Consider the following 15,757-nt stretch of genomic DNA (forward strand, 5'->3'; position numbering starts at 1 on the left):
GATGCGTCTATGATAAGTAGCGTAGTCTTTATTTCTAAGAGCTAATCTCAATTCAGTTTCTTGTTGTTTATCTAATTTCAATTTCATACAATCTATTATAATTCAAAATTCGATTTTTATTTAGTATAAAAAGTATATTCTTTCATCAGTGTCCAGAAAAGCTGTGTTTTTATACACTTAGGGCAAGGCAATGAATAGTTATAAATTCAGCCTATATTAAAAGGGGTGGCTCAGCCACCCCCTTATTTGGTATATTGGTAAAAATAGTCACGATCTAGAAAGGAAACATGTTTGCCTGAAATTTGAATCTTTTCTTCCTCCTTGAGTTCCTTCAGCACCCGACTAACTGTTTCCCGAGTCGTCCCACTCATATCTGCTAATTCATAGGTCGTCAACTTAAACGGTAGGGTACTCTCATCAGATTTCAACATCTCCCAGAAGAGAATTCCTAAAGATTGAATCACCCGATCTTTAGCATTGGAAGTAACCGTATTGCGAACCCGCAACTCATGCAGATTCAACAGACGCGAGACCTTACCAAACAGATGCTTCATCTGTTCTGGATTTTTCAGAGAATATTCCTCATAGAGTTGCACCGGTAGTTCATAATAAACCACATCGGTCATGGCCAGAGCAGAAAAATGATAGACGTCCTCTGTAAATAAATCACCATAAGGAAAAATTGTTCCATGTTGGATAAAATCCATGTAGTAAAAGGAACCGGACTGGTCTGCCATCTCAATTTTAAAATAGCCACTTTGGACCAAAAAGAGATTCTCACGCGCATCCCCAACAAAGAAAAGACGCTGCCCCTTCCCAGCTCGTCGTAATTTGGTTTTCCGAGCTAATTGGTCAAACTCATAGGCCGGAAAGAAACGGAAATCGTCTAAGGATCGTAAATAATCGTAATCATTCTTAGAAATCATAGGCCACCTCCTCAATAGTTATTATATCATAAAGGGTTTTCAGGAATTTGTTTCCGTTTTCAAATTTTTTGCTATACTTAGGGGGAAAGAAAGGAGATATGATGTACAAAAAATCACTGCGACAACACTTAATCCGGTCTCTCATCAGTCAAGAACGGATTCATACGCAAGATCAACTCCAAGACCGCCTCCGGGACAATGGCATCGAAGTCACCCAGGCTACTCTCTCCCGTGACATTAAAGATCTTAACCTGGTCAAGGTCAACAACAATGGGACGAGTTACTACCAAGCTGTCAGTCTACCCAATAACAATTTGGAACAGCGACTGCGCTTCTACATGGAGGACTCACTGCTGGCTATGCGCGTGGTTCAGAATCAAGTGATCCTCAAGAGCCTCCCTGGTCAAGCTCAAGCTTTTGGGGCTATCTTGGACAATATGGCCCTAAGCCAGATTGTGGCCACCATTTGCGGGGATGATGTCTGCCTCATCATCTGCGAAGATCAAAAGCAAGCTCAAACAACCTTTCAAATCCTCGGCCAATATACCCCACCCTTTTTCTTCGGTCAGGATAGCCCTTAAAAAGTTACAGCCGCTAGTGTGAATAACCGACTTCCTTCTCCCCTACACAGAAGGTTTTTTCCCGTGCTCATCTTCAATCCAAAAGCAAAGAAACCTGAATCGTCTAAGGGCGATTCAGGTTTCTGTCTTATAACATCATTTCATCGTCAACCAAGGCTTGGCCACTGTTTTTGTGGAAGAGGTCCAAGAGGTTTTGGACGGTAAGATTGGCTTTTTCTTCTCCTTTGACGTCCACCACAATGCGACCTTGATGGAGCATCACCAAGCGGTTTCCATACTCGATGGCATTTTCCATATTGTGGGTGATCATCAGAGCTGTTAGTTTGTCTTTTTCAACAATTTTTTTGGTCAAATCCATCACCATATCACTGGTTTTCGGATCCAAGGCAGCTGTGTGCTCATCTAGAAGCAGAACCTTTGGTTTTACCAAGGAAGCCATCAACAGCGTTAGCGCTTGGCGTTGGCCTCCGGATAGGAATTGGGTGTCCACTTTCATCCGGTTTTCCAAGCCCAAACCAAGTTCTTTCAAGGCTTCTTTGAAAATTTTCCGTTCAGAATCTTTAACTCCCCAACTGAGGCCCCGTTTTTGACCACGACGGTAGGCTACAGCCATATTTTCTTCAATTGTCAACCGCGAGGCTGTTCCCATTTTGGGATCTTGGAAAACACGACTGATGTCAACAGCCCGTTTCGCAGCAGGTACCGTCTTGATGGATTTCCCTTCTAGAAGGATGTCTCCTGAGTCAACCAACAAAGTTCCGGCTAGGGTATTCATCAACGTTGATTTTCCTGCCCCGTTCCCACCGATGATGGAGATGAAATCCCCTTCTTCAACCTCGAGGTTCATTCCCCGAAGCACATGGTTTTCATTGATGGTGCCAGCTTCGAAGGTTTTATGAATATCTTGAATGGATAAAATACTTGTCATCTTGCTTTCCTCCTATGCCGTTTTGTCTGTCACATTGATCTTACGCACACGCAACTTCTTTTGAATTTCTGGCACAAAAAGAACAACGGCCAAGAGAGTTGCTGAGAAGAGTTTCACAAGATCCGCATCCATACCTGGGATTTCCAAGATAGCCAAGATAATCAAGCGGTAGATCACTGATCCCAAGACAACTGAGAGCAGACGCCAACCAATACGCAAGTTGCGCAGAATAACTTCCGCAATAATCACAGAGGCCAAACCAATAACAATGGTCCCAGTCCCTGAGTTCAAATCCGCAAAGCCATTGTTCTGCGTTAGCAGAGCACCACTCAAGGCGATCAACCCATTGGACAACATGTAGCCATAAATTTTCATGCGGTTAACATTGATTCCATTAGCCTCACTCATCGGAATATTATCCCCCGTTGAGCGCAGCGCCAAACCAATTTGCGTATTCATCAACAAGGTTAACAAGAGAATCACAACAGCCACAAAGAGACTTCCGATAATGAGGACAGCTGTTGTTTTGCTCAAACCCAGACCCTGCAGTTGGGTAACCAGGGTCTCCTGACGAAGCAGGGCCACATTGGCCTTACCTAAAATCTTTAAGTTAATGGAATACAAACCAGTTAGGGTAACAATCCCTGTCAAAAGGGCTGGAATTTTCATCTTAGTATGAAGAAGTCCGGATACCAAACCTGCTCCCATCCCGGCTACAAAGGCCAATAAGGTTGCAAGTAGAGGATTCATCCCCCCAACAATTCCGGTAGCAGCTACAGCTGCACCGAGGGGATAAGCTCCCTCTGCTGTCAAATCGGCAATATCCAAAATACGATAGGTCACATAAACACCGATGGCCATAATCGACCACAAAAGCCCCTGTGACACACTTGATAAAATAAGATCCACGTTCTACTCCTTTTAGGAGATTAGAGAACAATGAGTCACTGTCTCTAATCCCAACAATTTCACCTAATCTTTTACAGTTAATTTACTTGTGTCAATTCCCAGTTTCTTAGCCATCTCTTCATTAACATGGAGGCTAACTGTTTCTGGGTATTCCACAGCCATCTCAGCTGGTTGTGCCCCTTCGAGGATTTTCAAAGCCATCTTGGCTGTCTGCCGTCCCAACGCTTCATAATTGGTTCCATAAGTTAGGAGACCACCCTCGTCCACCATGTCGGTAGAACCACCAATTACAGGAACCTTGTGGCTGACAGAAAGTTCACCAATCATGGTCATGGTTGAAGCAACCGTATTATCCGTTGGAATGAAGACAGCATCCACATCCTTCATCAAGCTGGTTACCGCATCTTGCACTCCATTGGTATTTGAAATTCCCTTCAAGACCACTTTATAGCCCGCTTTTTCAAGCAAGGGTTGAGCTGTTTCGACCTGGACTTCCGAATTTCGTTCACTCGTGTTGTAAAGAATTCCAACTGTTTTGGCATTCGGTACCGCTTGTCCCAACAATTGAACCTGTTTGTCAATCGGTGCCTGGTCACTGGTACCTGTCAAGAGACCGCCTGGCTTTTTGATGGACTCTACCAAATCAGCCGATAGGGGATCTGTAACTGCCGTGAAAAGAATCGGTGTATCTGTTGAAGCTGTTGCCAAACTTTGAGCCGCTGGAGTTGCAATCGCTAGAACCAAGTCATTGTTGCTAGCCAATTGCTCCGAAATCGTTTGGAGATTGGCTTGGTCTCCTTGGGCATTTTGGTAATCCAAGGTAAGCTTCTCACCCTCTTTATAACCATTGTCAGCTAACTCTGCTTTAAATCCTTCTCGAGCTGCTGTTAGGGAATCGTGCTCCATATACTGAAGAATCCCAACTTTGACACCGTTCGCATTTCCAGATTGGCTTTGAGTGCTCGAACAAGCCGCCAAACCAAGAGCTGCTAGACCGATTAATGAGGTTGTGAGTAAATATTTTCCGATTTTTTTCATAGTTTCTTCCTTTATTTCTCTAAGGCTTTAATGGTTTCTGGATCAATTTCCAGAACCTTAGCCATCTCTTCATTCACTGCAATACTTGCTTTTTCAGGTGCTTTAACTGCTAAATCAGCTGGTTTTTCTCCTTTAAGGATATCAACTGCCAATTCACCAGCCTGAACACCAATCGCATGGTAATCTACCCCGTAGGTAAAGAGTGCTGCGTCAATCACAGCGTTGTCTCCACCCATAGCAGGGACTTTCGCTTCTTTCAAAACATCACCGATAGTACCCGCTGTCGAAGCAACTGTTGTATCGATTGGGAAGTAGATTGCATCTACTTGTCCTGCCAATGACGTAACCGCTTGTTGAACATCATTGGTTGTTGTGACTGTTTTGATAACAACCTTGATTCCCTTGCCTTTCAAGATTTTCTCTGCTTCTTTGGCTTGGGACTCAGAGTTAACTTCACTGGAGTTGTAGAAGATCCCAACCGTTTTCGCATCCGGAACCACTTTCAACAACATGTCCAATTGTCCTTTGACATCCGCAGAATCCGTTGAACCTGTCATACTTCCACCAGGTTGTTCCAAAGAATCCACCAAACCAGCTGCAACAGGATCCGTAACAGCTGTAAAGACCGATGGTGTTTCAGCATCCACACTCAACAAAGACTGGGCTGCTGGTGTCGCAATGGCAAAGTTCACATCATTTTTGCCAGCCAACTGCTCGACCATGGTTTGAAGATTAGCCTGGTCCCCTTGAGCATTTTGAAGGTCAACCCTTAGATTCTCCCCTTCTTTGTATCCGGCTTTTTCAAGAGCTTCCATAAAGCCTTGACGCGTTGAAGTGAGGGCTTCATGCTCTGCGTATTGGATAATCCCAACCTTAGTCTCTCCATTCTGACCACTCGATGCTGAGCAGGCTGCTAAGGTTACAGCGGATAAAAAGGCTACCGAGCCTGTCAAAAACTTCTTAAATCGCATATTCATTTCTCCTCTTTGTCTTTTCCTTAAACGAGAACCTGGATACAAAAAATGGGACCGTTTCTGCTATCTAAACGGCCCCTTTTCAATTCAACTGTATGAAGAAACAGACTGATTTGACCTGCCACCTAGATATCCCATCTATGCAGGTACAGTCAAAACTACCACAGCTACATAGATACAAACGAAACGTTCTCGTGTTTGTATCCATGAAACCAGGCTACAAACACTATCTAAAAGTAGCTGTAGAAATATGTATGATTCACTGCTGTTGTTTGGCTAGTTCTCAACATACCGTAGTTTTTCCTTTCTCCATTTTTAAGGTTAAGGATATGGTAAACTATTTTGAAAAAGGTGTCAAGCCCTTTTCAGCTTTTTTTCCAAAAAATCTCTCCAGTAAGACAAATTATAAAAGAATATAAAAGATCGAATGAATTATAAAAGATTATAAAAATTGAACTTAATTATAAAAGATTATAAAATAGTTATAAACGATCAAAGAATAACTAAGGAGGTAAAAATGACAAATCCTTTTACACTTGGTTTTGGTAAAAAACCATTCACCTATATCGACCGCACCTCACAAACAACCATGATTTTAGAAGACATCACTTCTGTCAACCCTTCTTCACAAGCCTATATTCTAACAGGAGTCAGAGGAGTTGGTAAAACGGTTATGATGAATGAAATCGCTCGTCGCTTAAAAGAAAGACAAGACTGGATTACCATAAAACTAAACCCCAATCGCCCATTATTCGAAAGTTTAGCCGCAAAATTATACGAAGAGCCCGAGATCGGAATTCTCTTTCATCAGGCAAAGCTAAATCTGTCTCTTTTCGGTTTGGGAATCGACATCGAACAGGTCCCTCCTGTCGTAAACATCGAGACCGCACTGGAAAAAATGTTTTTGCAACTCCAGAAACATCAGAAAAAAGTTCTTATCGCTATTGATGAAGTTACAAAAACAGAGGACCTAAAAGCCTTTGTTTCTTCCTTTCAATTATGGATCAGTGATGACCTACCGGTATCTCTACTAATGACCGGTTTATACGAAAATATCTCTCTTCTTCAAAACGATTCAAGTTTGACATTTCTACACCGCTCTAAAAAAATCTATGTATCCCCTTTGAATTATCAATCCATTGCCAAATCCTACCAAGAGATTTTCCAGCTATCTGATATCGAAGCTGTGGAGATGAGCAAATTGACCAAAGGTTTCCCCTTCGCTTTCCAAGTACTAGGCTACCTCAAATGGACAGAACAAGAAAAAGAGCTTAGCCAGCTCTTAAATGCCTTCGATGACTACCTCCAAGAATATGTCTACAATAAAATTTGGTCAGAACTATCTGACCTTGACCGAGAAGTTCTAGAAGCCTTTCTAGACAGCCCCGACAAAGAGGTAGCCGTGAGCCAGCTCCGTGATACTATTGATTTCCCCGCCAATAAATTTTCTGTTTACCGAGAACGATTGATTCGAAAAGGCATTGTCCGAGCAAGCAAAAGAGGTTACTTGGCCTTAACACTCCCCAGATTTCATAATTTCTTGCAGCATATGGTCTTATACAATCGTTAGAACGAGCGGTTTCACCAATACGGTAAAAGATCACTACTTTTTTTAAAATCATTTCCTTTCTTCATTTTCCCTTCATTTTTCTCCTTTATACTAAAACCATACAAAATGAAAAGGGGAGATCTACTCATGAAATCAATTCTAAAACGTAAAGGACTTATTCTTATTTCTGTACTGGTACTAGGCGCTGCTGGTGTTGGATCTGCTGGTGTTTACGCCACTACTAATTCCTCATTCCAAGAAAGTCAGCAGGACTGGGATTGGGATGACCAGTTTGATTGGGACTGGGATGAGGAAGACGATTGGGATCAGAACCAAGCGCGAGACCAAATTATCAAACAGATCCGCGACGTAAACCCGCAACTTAATTTTGAAGCAGCGGCCAAGGCTGCCCTCAAGGAAGCAGGAGCCGCTACCATCACAGATATCAGCTTAGAACGCTACAACCAACAAGTCATTTATGATATCCAGCTTCAATCTAAGGATCGCGAAATCAAACTGGAACTCGATGCTACTAGCGGAAAAGTACTGCGTAAATCCGAAGAGCCTCTAGAAACGGATGACAAACTCAAGGCGCAACCGGAAAAATCAATCGCTGAAGTGGAAAAAGCATTGCTAAAGGAATATCCTACTGCAAAAATCTTGGACATTAGCCTGGAAAATACCAGCAAATCCGTCACCTATCAAGCAGAAATCTTAAACGGTGACAGCTTCCAAGAGATCCTCGTCAACGCAAAAGATCTTAGCCTGGCTGAAACCCCAAATTACTAATTCAAACAAATCCAAGTAACCCCCGAGCCTTCAAACTCGGGGGTTATCTCCTCACCCGCTCATTTTTAGGCTCGGATTTGCTATACTAAAGGAAGTAGAAAAGAGGTACAGATGAAACTGCTGATTGTGGAAGATGAATTAGATTTGAACCGTAGCCTGGTCAAACTGCTCAAGACCCAGGCCTATAGTGTTGATGCAGCCTTTGACGGAGAGGAGGCTTTGGATTATTTGGCAACGAGTGATTACGATGCCTTAATCGTGGATGTGATGATGCCGCGTATGGATGGCTTCACGCTGGTTCAGACCCTGCGGCAACAGAACCAGCAAACGCCGGTCCTCTTTTTAACCGCCAAGGATAGTCTGGAGGACAAGGTCCGGGGGCTAGATTTAGGGGCCGATGATTACCTGGTCAAGCCCTTTGAATTTCCAGAATTACTGGCCCGTCTGCGGGCCATTACCCGGCGGGAACAGCCTGCTGTTTCATCTTCGCAAATTCAGATTGGTGCCGTTCGTCTCGATTTGAGCAGTCAGCAGGTTTGGAAGGAGGAGCAGCTGATTCCGCTAACCACCAAAGAATATGAAATCCTAGCCTACCTAATGAGTCATCGGGGGCAGGTCCTGTCCCGCGACCAGATCCGGGAGCATGTCTGGGATTTCGACTACGATGGGGATTCCAATAATATTGAAGTGCTGATTAAGAATATCCGCCGTAAACTCCATGAATCCTCCAAAGATTCCTTAATTCAAACCAAAAGAGGACTCGGTTATGTCATTTTCTAAATTTCTGGGCAAAAGGGCCAATTCCTCTATTATTCGGCGGGTTAATGCCTGGTACTCCGGTTTTATTCTGCTGATTCTCCTGAGCTTTTTTGGAGTCGCCTTTCTCTTAAGCCATTCCCTAGCCAGTTCTGCCGATCAGACCTTCCTCCAAGAGGAAGCCATTGACACCGCCCAAGCCCTCGCTGAGGAGGAAGATGAGGAAGACCTAGAGGGCTTCGATGATGGGATCTATTATTCTATCTATGATGAAAACAACCAGGCCTTGCAACCCTTTTTCCCTAGCGATTTTAATACCCAGCTCCCCTTCTCCAAGGGACAAGTTCTAGAAACCTCTGGGAAAAATCAGGACTACTACTACGTTGACACCGCCATCCCTGGCAGCAAGCACTGGCTGCGGGCTGTTACCAGCCAAAACACCAGCAACCCAGAATTGCAATTCTTTATCCTCACCCTGGCCATGATCGCTCCCTTTTTGCTAGGAATTATCAGCTGGGGTGGCTATCGCATCTTAAAAACCGCCTTCCAGCCTGTTGAGGCCATTGGCCAAACAGCCGATCGCATTCGCCTCAGCCAGGATTTTTCCCAAAGAATTCCACAAGGAAATGAAAACAATGAGCTGACACAGTTGGCGGCAACCATCAACCACATGTTGGAAACGATTGAAAGCAGCTTCCAACGCGAACGCCAACTGACCAACGATGTCTCCCACGAGCTGCGCACACCACTTACCGTGATCCTCTCGGAAAGCCAATACGGACGTGACTACGCCCAGGAACTGGCAGAAGCCCAGGAATCCCATGGCATTATTCACCGCCAGGCCCAACAAATGAAGGCCCTGGTCGAGCAAATTCTAGAGCTGGCTCGTCTGGAGAAGGGGACTCCAACCGACCTCCAAATCCTCAACTTCTCCGAGCTGGTAACCGAAAAAGGCCTGGACTTCCGCAGATTACTGGAAACAGATGGCATTCAGGTTGACCTCGAAGTCCAAAAGGACATTCAAATATCCGGTCAGGCCCTCCAACTGCAACGCTTGCTAGACAACCTCCTGTCCAACGCCCGCAAATTCACCACGAACTGGATTCAGATCCAACTTGACATCCAGGCAGACCAAGCTATCCTAAGTATCTCAGACAACGGACCCGGCATTCCCACCGACCAAGTCGACCGTATCTGGGAAAAATTCTACCAGGTCGCCCAAGACCGCAACAAAAATCAGGGACAAGGAATCGGCCTCGGCCTCTCCCTCGTCCGCGAAATTGTCCACCAGCACCAGGGACAAATCCAGGTGCACTCCCAACCCAAACACGGCAGCAGCTTCATCGTAACCCTTCCCCTGGTAAAAAGCTCGACCTAACAGACATCAAAAAACCGCAATATTTGCGGTTTTTTGGCTTTTATTCACAATAACGACTAGAGTCTCCTCCACAGACAAAACACTTCCTTCATTTAGTGAGATGTTTTATTTTTGCCCCCTCTACTGAATATAAAACTCAGTAGAATAAGGACAAGTCCTGAGATAATCGTTAAATAAGGAGTCCCATTAAGGGGACTAATGGCAATCAGAAAAGTTCCGAGAGCCAGTAAAAAGGGATGGCGATTTTTAGATCCCATTACTGCTCACCTGCTTGAACCTTATTGGCTGCTATCACAAATGGAGTCCAGATTAGAAAGGCGACGAGTAGGTTAAAGAGGGAAACAACTGCTGCCATCACCGAACCTCCAGTTGCTAAATAAGCATAGAGACCTGGTTGTGTAATCCAAGGTACCGCCGCAAAGACTGGTGGAATCAGACCAGAAGCTGTTGCTAAGTAGGCAATCGCAGCACAGATTAGCGGTACGAGTAACCAAGGAATAATAAAGAGTGGATTCAAAACCATAGGAATTCCGAAAATCATCGGCTCATTGATATTGAAAACACCCATTGGGGCAGATAACTTGGCTACAACCTTGTATTCTTCCCGTTTCGAGAATAAGAAAATCGCAACAATTAGGGCTAGGGTCACGCCAGAGCCACCCATTTGCGCATAGGCATCAAAAGAACCGCGGGTCCAAAGCCAAGGTAGGTCAGCTGTACTTTGAGTCGCATTGTAGACTGCTGTATTTTCGTTCAAGGCAACACTGTAGATGCCTTCCATAACGGGTGCCAAGACATTGTGGCCATGTAGGCCAAAGAACCAGAAAAGTTGCACTAAGAAGGTTACCAAAATAACCGATCCCAGCCCTTGGGAAAGTCCAAGAAGAGGAATTTGAATATAAGTGGAAACCACATCACTCAAAGATTGACCTGTTAGAGCAAAAACTCCGTAAGCTAGAAGAGAAGAAACATAAATGGCAGCTGTCCCTGGAATGATGGCCGCAAAGGCCTTGTTCACCGCTGGTGGAACTGTATCCGGTAATTTAATCACAACATTGTGTTTAACCAGGGTCGCATAAATCCAAGTCGCTAGAAATCCAATCACCAAAGCGGAGAAGAGACCTGTAGCACCACCATATTTCAGAGCAATAGCTCCCCATTGACTGGTTTCAAGGCTGGTTAACCCGTCCGTAGTTGTTAGCGTTAGACCGATTTTTTCCAAACCAGCCAGCGCTGCCTTATCAATCCCTTCCAAAAGGGTGGAGATGCTGATGCTCTGTGGAATGGTCGCCACAAAAGAGGCAAAGGAAATCAGACCTCCGGCCAGAGGATTTACCTTATACATTTGTGATAAATGGTAACCAAAGCTAAAGGAGAAAATCAGAGCCATGATCCCAATGGTTCCAAAATAAACATAACCATTGATCTCAATGATGGGCTGAACGGCTTCGACAAAGCCTGTCCAGCCAAAATTGGTCGGTAGGTCGCGTAGGAAAACATTCAAAAGAACGGCTACGGCACCGGCCATGGTGATGGGCATGGTGGAAATAAAGAAATCCCGGATTGCAATCAGATGGCGTTGAGAACCTATCTTGCCGGCTATTTCCATGAACTTTTCTGTAAAGTTGGACATACAGTCAACCTCCTATTCTTCTTGTTCTTGGGCGTGGCGGATGAGGGCTTGGAGTTGGGCATCAAACTGTCGCTCTAAACTCTTGGTCAACAGTTTCGACATGAGGAAATGATTGGCCTTACCAAACCAATCTTTGGCGACAAAATCATAGGCATAGCTAACCTGAGTTTCCTCCTGGTTCAGAGCTTGGCATTCATAGGTGATAAATTCATCGCCACGATTGGATTGAAAGTGAACCCGGTACAAGCTCGGTTCCTGTAGTTCCAAGACCTTAACACCAACGCTATGCTGGTTCTTATCTCCAAACTGTTTGATATAGGTCAGGCCCGCTTGCAATTCTTGGAGCTCTAGTAGCTCCCCTGTATTTTCTTGGTAATCTGCCTGCAGGGATCTAAGAAGCGTCTCAAACAGACGAGCAATCGGTACTGTCCCAATTCTGGTCACCTTCATCTGCAACTCCTTCTACATCATGTGTTTATAAACATCCACAAATTCTTTAGCCAAATCAATAAAGACCAGGGCGGTCATCAAATGATCCTGCCCATGAACCATCAAAAGACTCACGTCCATTGGCTGTCCCCCTGCTTCTTTGGCCAAGAGGTCTGTTTGTGAATTATGGGCAATATTGAGTGATTTGGTTGCTTCAGCTAAAAGACGATCTGCTTCCTCAAAATGCTTCTGCTTGGCTGCTTGAATAGCTTGAACCGCGTACCCCTTGGCTTCTCCACCGTACATAATCAGCCCCATAATTGCCTGTAAGTCTTGATTCCGATCCATCCTAGTCCTCCATCATAACCAGTGCAGCATCCAAGACCTTTTCTCCATTCATTACTCCGTAATCCATCATATTGATGGCATCAACCTTGATTTGCGGTTCAAATTTGTCCTTAAAATCATTGAGCAAGAATTTCACTTGTGGACCTAATAAGATCGCATCAATAGCCTTAGCTCCCACCTCATTATCGGCTTCGGATACCGGGACTGCCCAGATATTCGCCTCTAAGCCCTGATCCTCAGCCGCTTTCTGCATTTTGGTAACCAACATACTTGTTGACATACCTGCATTACAAACTAACATAATATTTTTCATGGTTTACTCCTTCTACCCCTGTGCTTGTATAAGGGGAATCATAATTTCGACTAATTGTTCATAGTTTGGATTGGCCAGCAATTTTTCCTGTAGAACCGTATCCTGAACAAAACCCACCAAGGATGGCGATACATATTTAAAATAAGGATTGGAGCCTGTGGAAGGGGAAAGTAAAAAGACAAATGAAACGCTTTTTCCCGCCTCCCACTCTACCTTATCCTTAATCACAGCAACGGCCACCTGTTCCCGATAGCTAAGCGGCTTAGCTGGATGGGGAAAAGCCAAGGAGTCTCCAAAAACCACCGAACTGTAATTTTCCCTCAACTCCACCTGCTCCTTAAAGTCCTCAAGCTCTCTTTTTTTAAAGCCCTCATCTAAGCTAGCAATTAATTCCTCTAGGACAAAATTCCGATCAGCTGAATCAAAGACCAAGAAGCGCTCAGGTGAAAAAAGACTTTGAACAATAAAATCTGCCTGGGACAAACTCAGCCAACGATCTTTCTCAGAACCTTGATCAGGTAGACTCCCTCTTCTGAGATGACTTCGGATTTTCTGAATATCTTGATCCGACAAAAAGACACTAACCGTTAAAACCGGCGTTAGAAAAACCAAGTTTGACAGGCTAAGCGAAGAAATAATGAAATCAATTCCCGCCAAACGCTCTTCTGTCACCTCGTAGTAGGACAGAACATCGACAATTTCCAAATCCCCAGCAAACTCTTTTTCCAAGCGATTTTTCAACATCAGAGCAGAACCTACGCCTGTTGAACAGACAACCAGTACCCTAGCCTTGTCCTCCCGCTGATAACGCTCAATTGCTGCCAGAACATGTAAGGCCAGGTAAGCCCACTCATCATCAGAAACCTGAAAATCTTCCAATTCCGGCAAGGTCGAAAACGCCTCTTTCGTTAACTCTAAAACCTCTGGATAATCCTGACAAATTGGCTCCAATAGTGGATTCACCATCGACATTCCATTTTCTAAACGACTCAAGAGCGGCTGTAAATGAGCCAAAAGTCCCTTGACTAGTTGGCCATCTTGGACCAGATTTAAGCCCGATTTCTGGGATAAACTGTGAAGGGCCTGGCTCAGATGTTCCTCTAGGCTTTCTTGTCCAGGATGGAGCTGGTCGGGATCATCAGGTAACTTAACTTTCAAATGAAGGGTGATATAGTGAGCCTCTTCTGGAGCAAGGTTCACTCCAAATTGTTCCTCCACACGCCCCAAAATCTTTTGAGCAACATCTAGCTCTCGCGAAGCCTCTAACTGGGATGGCAAAGGAAATTCCCTAAGACTAGAGCCCTGCTTCACCCGTTGTAAGAGGAGAGCGATATGGAGCACCAGATTTTTCAAAACAAAGTCCGAAATTCGCAGTCCAGCTAAGCGACACTGGTCCATTACAATCGTCAGCAAAGCCGAAAAAGAAATCCCATCAAGCAATTCCGTTTCCAGCAAACCATAAGACAGATTCTGATTCTCCTGACCGAAGAAATAAGCCATCATGAAATTGCGACTAGCCAGCTCTGAACCCTCAACCTGCACGCGCCCCTTATGAACCACCAACTTGAGTTGATAGCTCTCTAATAGTTTTCGAACCTCCGCCAGTAGGGTCTGAAGGGTCGTCCGGGCAATAAAAAGCTCCTGTTGCAAATCCTCCAGAGCCAAAGCCCCCTCCTCAAAAAACAACCGATTGAGAAGATACTGCTTGCGGTCCTCAGCCTCTTCAAAATGATTCCCATCATACCCCTGCTTCTTGCGATTTCGTTCCTCTTGCCAAAATACCTGAAACTCAAACGGCTGATCAATAATCAATTGGTAACCTTTGCCCTGCTTGGACACCAATCTAGCCCCAGAATGCTCTAATGAGCCTGCCAAAGACTGCAGGTACTTCCTAGCAGTCCGATCACTGACCCCAAGGAGCAGAGACAAATCCTGACTGGAATAGTAATGATTCGGGTTCTCGGTAAAATGGTCTAAGAGGAAAATTTCTTTTCTAGAAAGCATGATTCCTCCTTTTTACATTCATAAATAGATATCTTATAAACAGATTATACCATTTGTGTCCGCTTTCAAAATCCCGCCTTTTTCCGTTGCCTTAATGAAATTCCTCGGCCTTCACCAATCTCAGACGAAAATCCTGCCAAGGCTGAATAAGATCAAGGATGGGCACATAGGCCTCGGAAATCCGACCGACCCGATTCACTTTAGGAGACGCCTCAAAGTCCTGTAAGACAAGCTGCAATTCTCCCTTATAGCGACCATAAAGGTCATTATCCATCAATACATCCCCACGCTGAACTGGATAAGCAGTTCGACTCCTCGGAGGCAAACTCTCCTGGGCAAAAACTAGACGGGGCTGGGTTGAGCGTAACAGGTAATCTGAAATATCCCCACGATAGACATGCGGAAAAGCGATAATTTCCTGCTCTACCGCTGATAAATCTGCCGCTGCCTCCACTTCCAGGGTCACCACCTCCGCAGTCACACTCCAACGTATGGCTTCGAGTTCCTCCCGACTGACAAACTGGTTAGCAATCAGGATATCATCAATCAGCCCCGTTGCCTTGAACCATTCAATTTGAGCCGCCAAGGGACGAAAGCGATGTTCCTCCAGAGTGGGTAAACCTTCCTCTAACGGCCAAGGGCCTTCCGAGGCCGTCTGGGCAGACACAAAAGCCGCCGTTCGAATCCCCTGCTTCTTGAAAAAAGCTGACATCTCTAAAAAGTGCTTTTGGGACAAACCCGTATAGGCATGCGGGTAAAAATTATGGCAGGCAATGAGGGCTTCTCTCTGAGCCGAGCTAGACAGAAGTTCCATCAAGAGCTGTTTATCTGTTGAAAGATTCAACTCAATCTTGATGCCATAGGGATTATGGGTCATGGCTACAATTTCTTCCAGTGGTAGGGCCTCATCCAATCGAATCCCATAAAGACCCAAGTCAGCTGCTCGCTCCATGACTTGTCCCTGCCAACCATTAGCCTCCACAAAGCCAGGACTGACATCCGCAACCACCTGAAAACCTAAATCCGAGGCGATACTGATTAACTGGCGGTAGTGCTCTAATGCTCCGGTACTAGCCCCCTCTAACTGAAGCAAGCTCATAAATAGACGACTGGCCCCATAGGACTTGAGTAACTCCATATAAGCCCGACTCTCATCCAAACCATAATTTTCCGGATACAAGGAAAAACCAAATCCAATCATG

At 44.8% G+C, this 15,757-nt stretch carries 16 protein-coding genes; 5 read left to right on the forward strand and 11 right to left on the reverse strand.

Features of this window, described 5'->3' with window-relative positions:
- Positions 1-242: 242 nt before the first annotated feature.
- Complete coding sequence (locus tag HZY94_RS08490; RefSeq protein ID WP_179925791.1) at positions 243-926, reverse strand: Crp/Fnr family transcriptional regulator; 684 nt, start codon at positions 924-926, stop codon at positions 243-245.
- Positions 927-1,027: 101 nt separating this feature from the next.
- Here HZY94_RS08490 and HZY94_RS08495 point away from each other — a divergent pair, with 101 nt between their 5' ends.
- The gene (locus HZY94_RS08495; protein ID WP_179925792.1) at positions 1,028-1,507 is read left to right on the forward strand and encodes an arginine repressor; all 480 of its coding nucleotides are present in this window, start codon (positions 1,028-1,030) and stop codon (positions 1,505-1,507) included.
- 127 nt (positions 1,508-1,634) lie between these two features.
- Here HZY94_RS08495 and HZY94_RS08500 read toward each other — a convergent pair whose 3' ends face one another.
- The 4 genes from HZY94_RS08500 to HZY94_RS08515 form a co-directional block, all read right to left on the reverse strand.
- Positions 1,635-2,435 (reverse strand): ABC transporter ATP-binding protein, encoded by an 801-nt coding sequence (locus tag HZY94_RS08500; protein ID WP_179925793.1) that lies wholly within the window; start codon positions 2,433-2,435, stop codon positions 1,635-1,637.
- Positions 2,436-2,447: 12 nt separating this feature from the next.
- Entirely contained in the window at positions 2,448-3,344 is an 897-nt protein-coding gene (locus HZY94_RS08505) for an ABC transporter permease (protein ID WP_179923845.1), read from the reverse strand.
- Between the two features lie 63 nt (positions 3,345-3,407).
- Positions 3,408-4,382 carry an ABC transporter substrate-binding protein gene (locus HZY94_RS08510; RefSeq protein WP_179925794.1) on the reverse strand — a complete coding sequence of 325 codons (975 nt, stop codon included), beginning with the start codon at positions 4,380-4,382 and terminating at the stop codon, positions 3,408-3,410.
- 11 nt (positions 4,383-4,393) lie between these two features.
- Positions 4,394-5,353, reverse strand: coding sequence for an ABC transporter substrate-binding protein (locus HZY94_RS08515; protein WP_179925795.1), 960 nt, complete (start codon positions 5,351-5,353; stop codon positions 4,394-4,396).
- A gap of 520 nt (positions 5,354-5,873) precedes the next feature.
- Between HZY94_RS08515 and HZY94_RS08520 the strand changes: the two genes are divergently transcribed.
- The 4 genes from HZY94_RS08520 to HZY94_RS08535 all read left to right on the forward strand — a co-directional run bounded on the left by HZY94_RS08520 (position 5,874) and on the right by HZY94_RS08535 (position 9,828).
- The gene (locus tag HZY94_RS08520) at positions 5,874-6,926 is read left to right on the forward strand and encodes an ATP-binding protein (RefSeq protein ID WP_179925796.1); all 1,053 of its coding nucleotides are present in this window, start codon (positions 5,874-5,876) and stop codon (positions 6,924-6,926) included.
- Positions 6,927-7,052: 126 nt separating this feature from the next.
- Complete coding sequence (locus HZY94_RS08525; RefSeq protein ID WP_179925797.1) at positions 7,053-7,694, forward strand: PepSY domain-containing protein; 642 nt, start codon at positions 7,053-7,055, stop codon at positions 7,692-7,694.
- 111 nt (positions 7,695-7,805) lie between these two features.
- Positions 7,806-8,474, forward strand: a complete 669-nt coding sequence (locus HZY94_RS08530) for a response regulator transcription factor (protein WP_179925798.1) — start codon at positions 7,806-7,808, stop codon at positions 8,472-8,474.
- Positions 8,461-9,828: a sensor histidine kinase gene (locus HZY94_RS08535; protein WP_179925799.1), complete on the forward strand. Its 1,368-nt coding sequence runs from the start codon at positions 8,461-8,463 to the stop codon at positions 9,826-9,828. The genes HZY94_RS08530 and HZY94_RS08535 overlap by 14 nt, the downstream gene beginning before the upstream one ends.
- Before the next feature lie 256 nt (positions 9,829-10,084).
- Here HZY94_RS08535 and HZY94_RS08540 read toward each other — a convergent pair whose 3' ends face one another.
- The 6 genes from HZY94_RS08540 to HZY94_RS08565 all read right to left on the reverse strand — a co-directional run bounded on the left by HZY94_RS08540 (position 10,085) and on the right by HZY94_RS08565 (position 15,756).
- The gene (locus HZY94_RS08540) at positions 10,085-11,461 is read right to left on the reverse strand and encodes a PTS sugar transporter subunit IIC (RefSeq protein WP_179925800.1); all 1,377 of its coding nucleotides are present in this window, start codon (positions 11,459-11,461) and stop codon (positions 10,085-10,087) included.
- Between the two features lie 12 nt (positions 11,462-11,473).
- Positions 11,474-11,911 carry a DUF3284 domain-containing protein gene (locus HZY94_RS08545; protein WP_179925801.1) on the reverse strand — a complete coding sequence of 146 codons (438 nt, stop codon included), beginning with the start codon at positions 11,909-11,911 and terminating at the stop codon, positions 11,474-11,476.
- 12 nt (positions 11,912-11,923) lie between these two features.
- Entirely contained in the window at positions 11,924-12,238 is a 315-nt protein-coding gene (locus tag HZY94_RS08550) for a PTS lactose/cellobiose transporter subunit IIA (RefSeq protein ID WP_179925802.1), read from the reverse strand.
- Position 12,239: 1 nt separating this feature from the next.
- Entirely contained in the window at positions 12,240-12,551 is a 312-nt protein-coding gene (locus HZY94_RS08555) for a PTS sugar transporter subunit IIB (protein WP_179925803.1), read from the reverse strand.
- Between the two features lie 12 nt (positions 12,552-12,563).
- Positions 12,564-14,555, reverse strand: a complete 1,992-nt coding sequence (locus HZY94_RS08560; RefSeq protein ID WP_179925804.1) for a BglG family transcription antiterminator — start codon at positions 14,553-14,555, stop codon at positions 12,564-12,566.
- Positions 14,556-14,646: 91 nt separating this feature from the next.
- A complete protein-coding gene (locus HZY94_RS08565; protein WP_179925805.1) occupies positions 14,647-15,756 on the reverse strand; it encodes a DUF871 domain-containing protein in 1,110 nt (369 codons plus the stop codon).
- Position 15,757: the final 1 nt, after the last annotated feature.

This window comes from Streptococcus danieliae, assembly GCF_013415245.1.
In the GTDB taxonomy this organism is placed as follows: domain Bacteria; phylum Bacillota; class Bacilli; order Lactobacillales; family Streptococcaceae; genus Streptococcus; species Streptococcus danieliae_A.

Excerpts from the sequence above, each read along its gene's own strand:
- HZY94_RS08490 (WP_179925791.1), bottom strand. The coding sequence starts at position 926 with ATGATTTCTAAGAATGATTACGATTATTTACGATCCTTAGACGATTTC.
- HZY94_RS08495 (WP_179925792.1), top strand. The coding sequence starts at position 1,028 with ATGTACAAAAAATCACTGCGACAACACTTAATCCGGTCTCTCATCAGT.
- HZY94_RS08500 (WP_179925793.1), bottom strand. The coding sequence starts at position 2,435 with ATGACAAGTATTTTATCCATTCAAGATATTCATAAAACCTTCGAAGCT.
- HZY94_RS08510 (WP_179925794.1), bottom strand. The coding sequence starts at position 4,382 with ATGAAAAAAATCGGAAAATATTTACTCACAACCTCATTAATCGGTCTA.
- HZY94_RS08515 (WP_179925795.1), bottom strand. The coding sequence starts at position 5,353 with ATGCGATTTAAGAAGTTTTTGACAGGCTCGGTAGCCTTTTTATCCGCT.
- HZY94_RS08520 (WP_179925796.1), top strand. The coding sequence starts at position 5,874 with ATGACAAATCCTTTTACACTTGGTTTTGGTAAAAAACCATTCACCTAT.
- HZY94_RS08525 (WP_179925797.1), top strand. The coding sequence starts at position 7,053 with ATGAAATCAATTCTAAAACGTAAAGGACTTATTCTTATTTCTGTACTG.
- HZY94_RS08530 (WP_179925798.1), top strand. The coding sequence starts at position 7,806 with ATGAAACTGCTGATTGTGGAAGATGAATTAGATTTGAACCGTAGCCTG.
- HZY94_RS08535 (WP_179925799.1), top strand. The coding sequence starts at position 8,461 with ATGTCATTTTCTAAATTTCTGGGCAAAAGGGCCAATTCCTCTATTATT.
- HZY94_RS08540 (WP_179925800.1), bottom strand. The coding sequence starts at position 11,461 with ATGTCCAACTTTACAGAAAAGTTCATGGAAATAGCCGGCAAGATAGGT.
- HZY94_RS08545 (WP_179925801.1), bottom strand. The coding sequence starts at position 11,911 with ATGAAGGTGACCAGAATTGGGACAGTACCGATTGCTCGTCTGTTTGAG.
- HZY94_RS08550 (WP_179925802.1), bottom strand. The coding sequence starts at position 12,238 with ATGGATCGGAATCAAGACTTACAGGCAATTATGGGGCTGATTATGTAC.
- HZY94_RS08555 (WP_179925803.1), bottom strand. The coding sequence starts at position 12,551 with ATGAAAAATATTATGTTAGTTTGTAATGCAGGTATGTCAACAAGTATG.
- HZY94_RS08560 (WP_179925804.1), bottom strand. The coding sequence starts at position 14,555 with ATGCTTTCTAGAAAAGAAATTTTCCTCTTAGACCATTTTACCGAGAAC.
- HZY94_RS08565 (WP_179925805.1), bottom strand. The coding sequence starts at position 15,756 with ATGATTGGATTTGGTTTTTCCTTGTATCCGGAAAATTATGGTTTGGAT.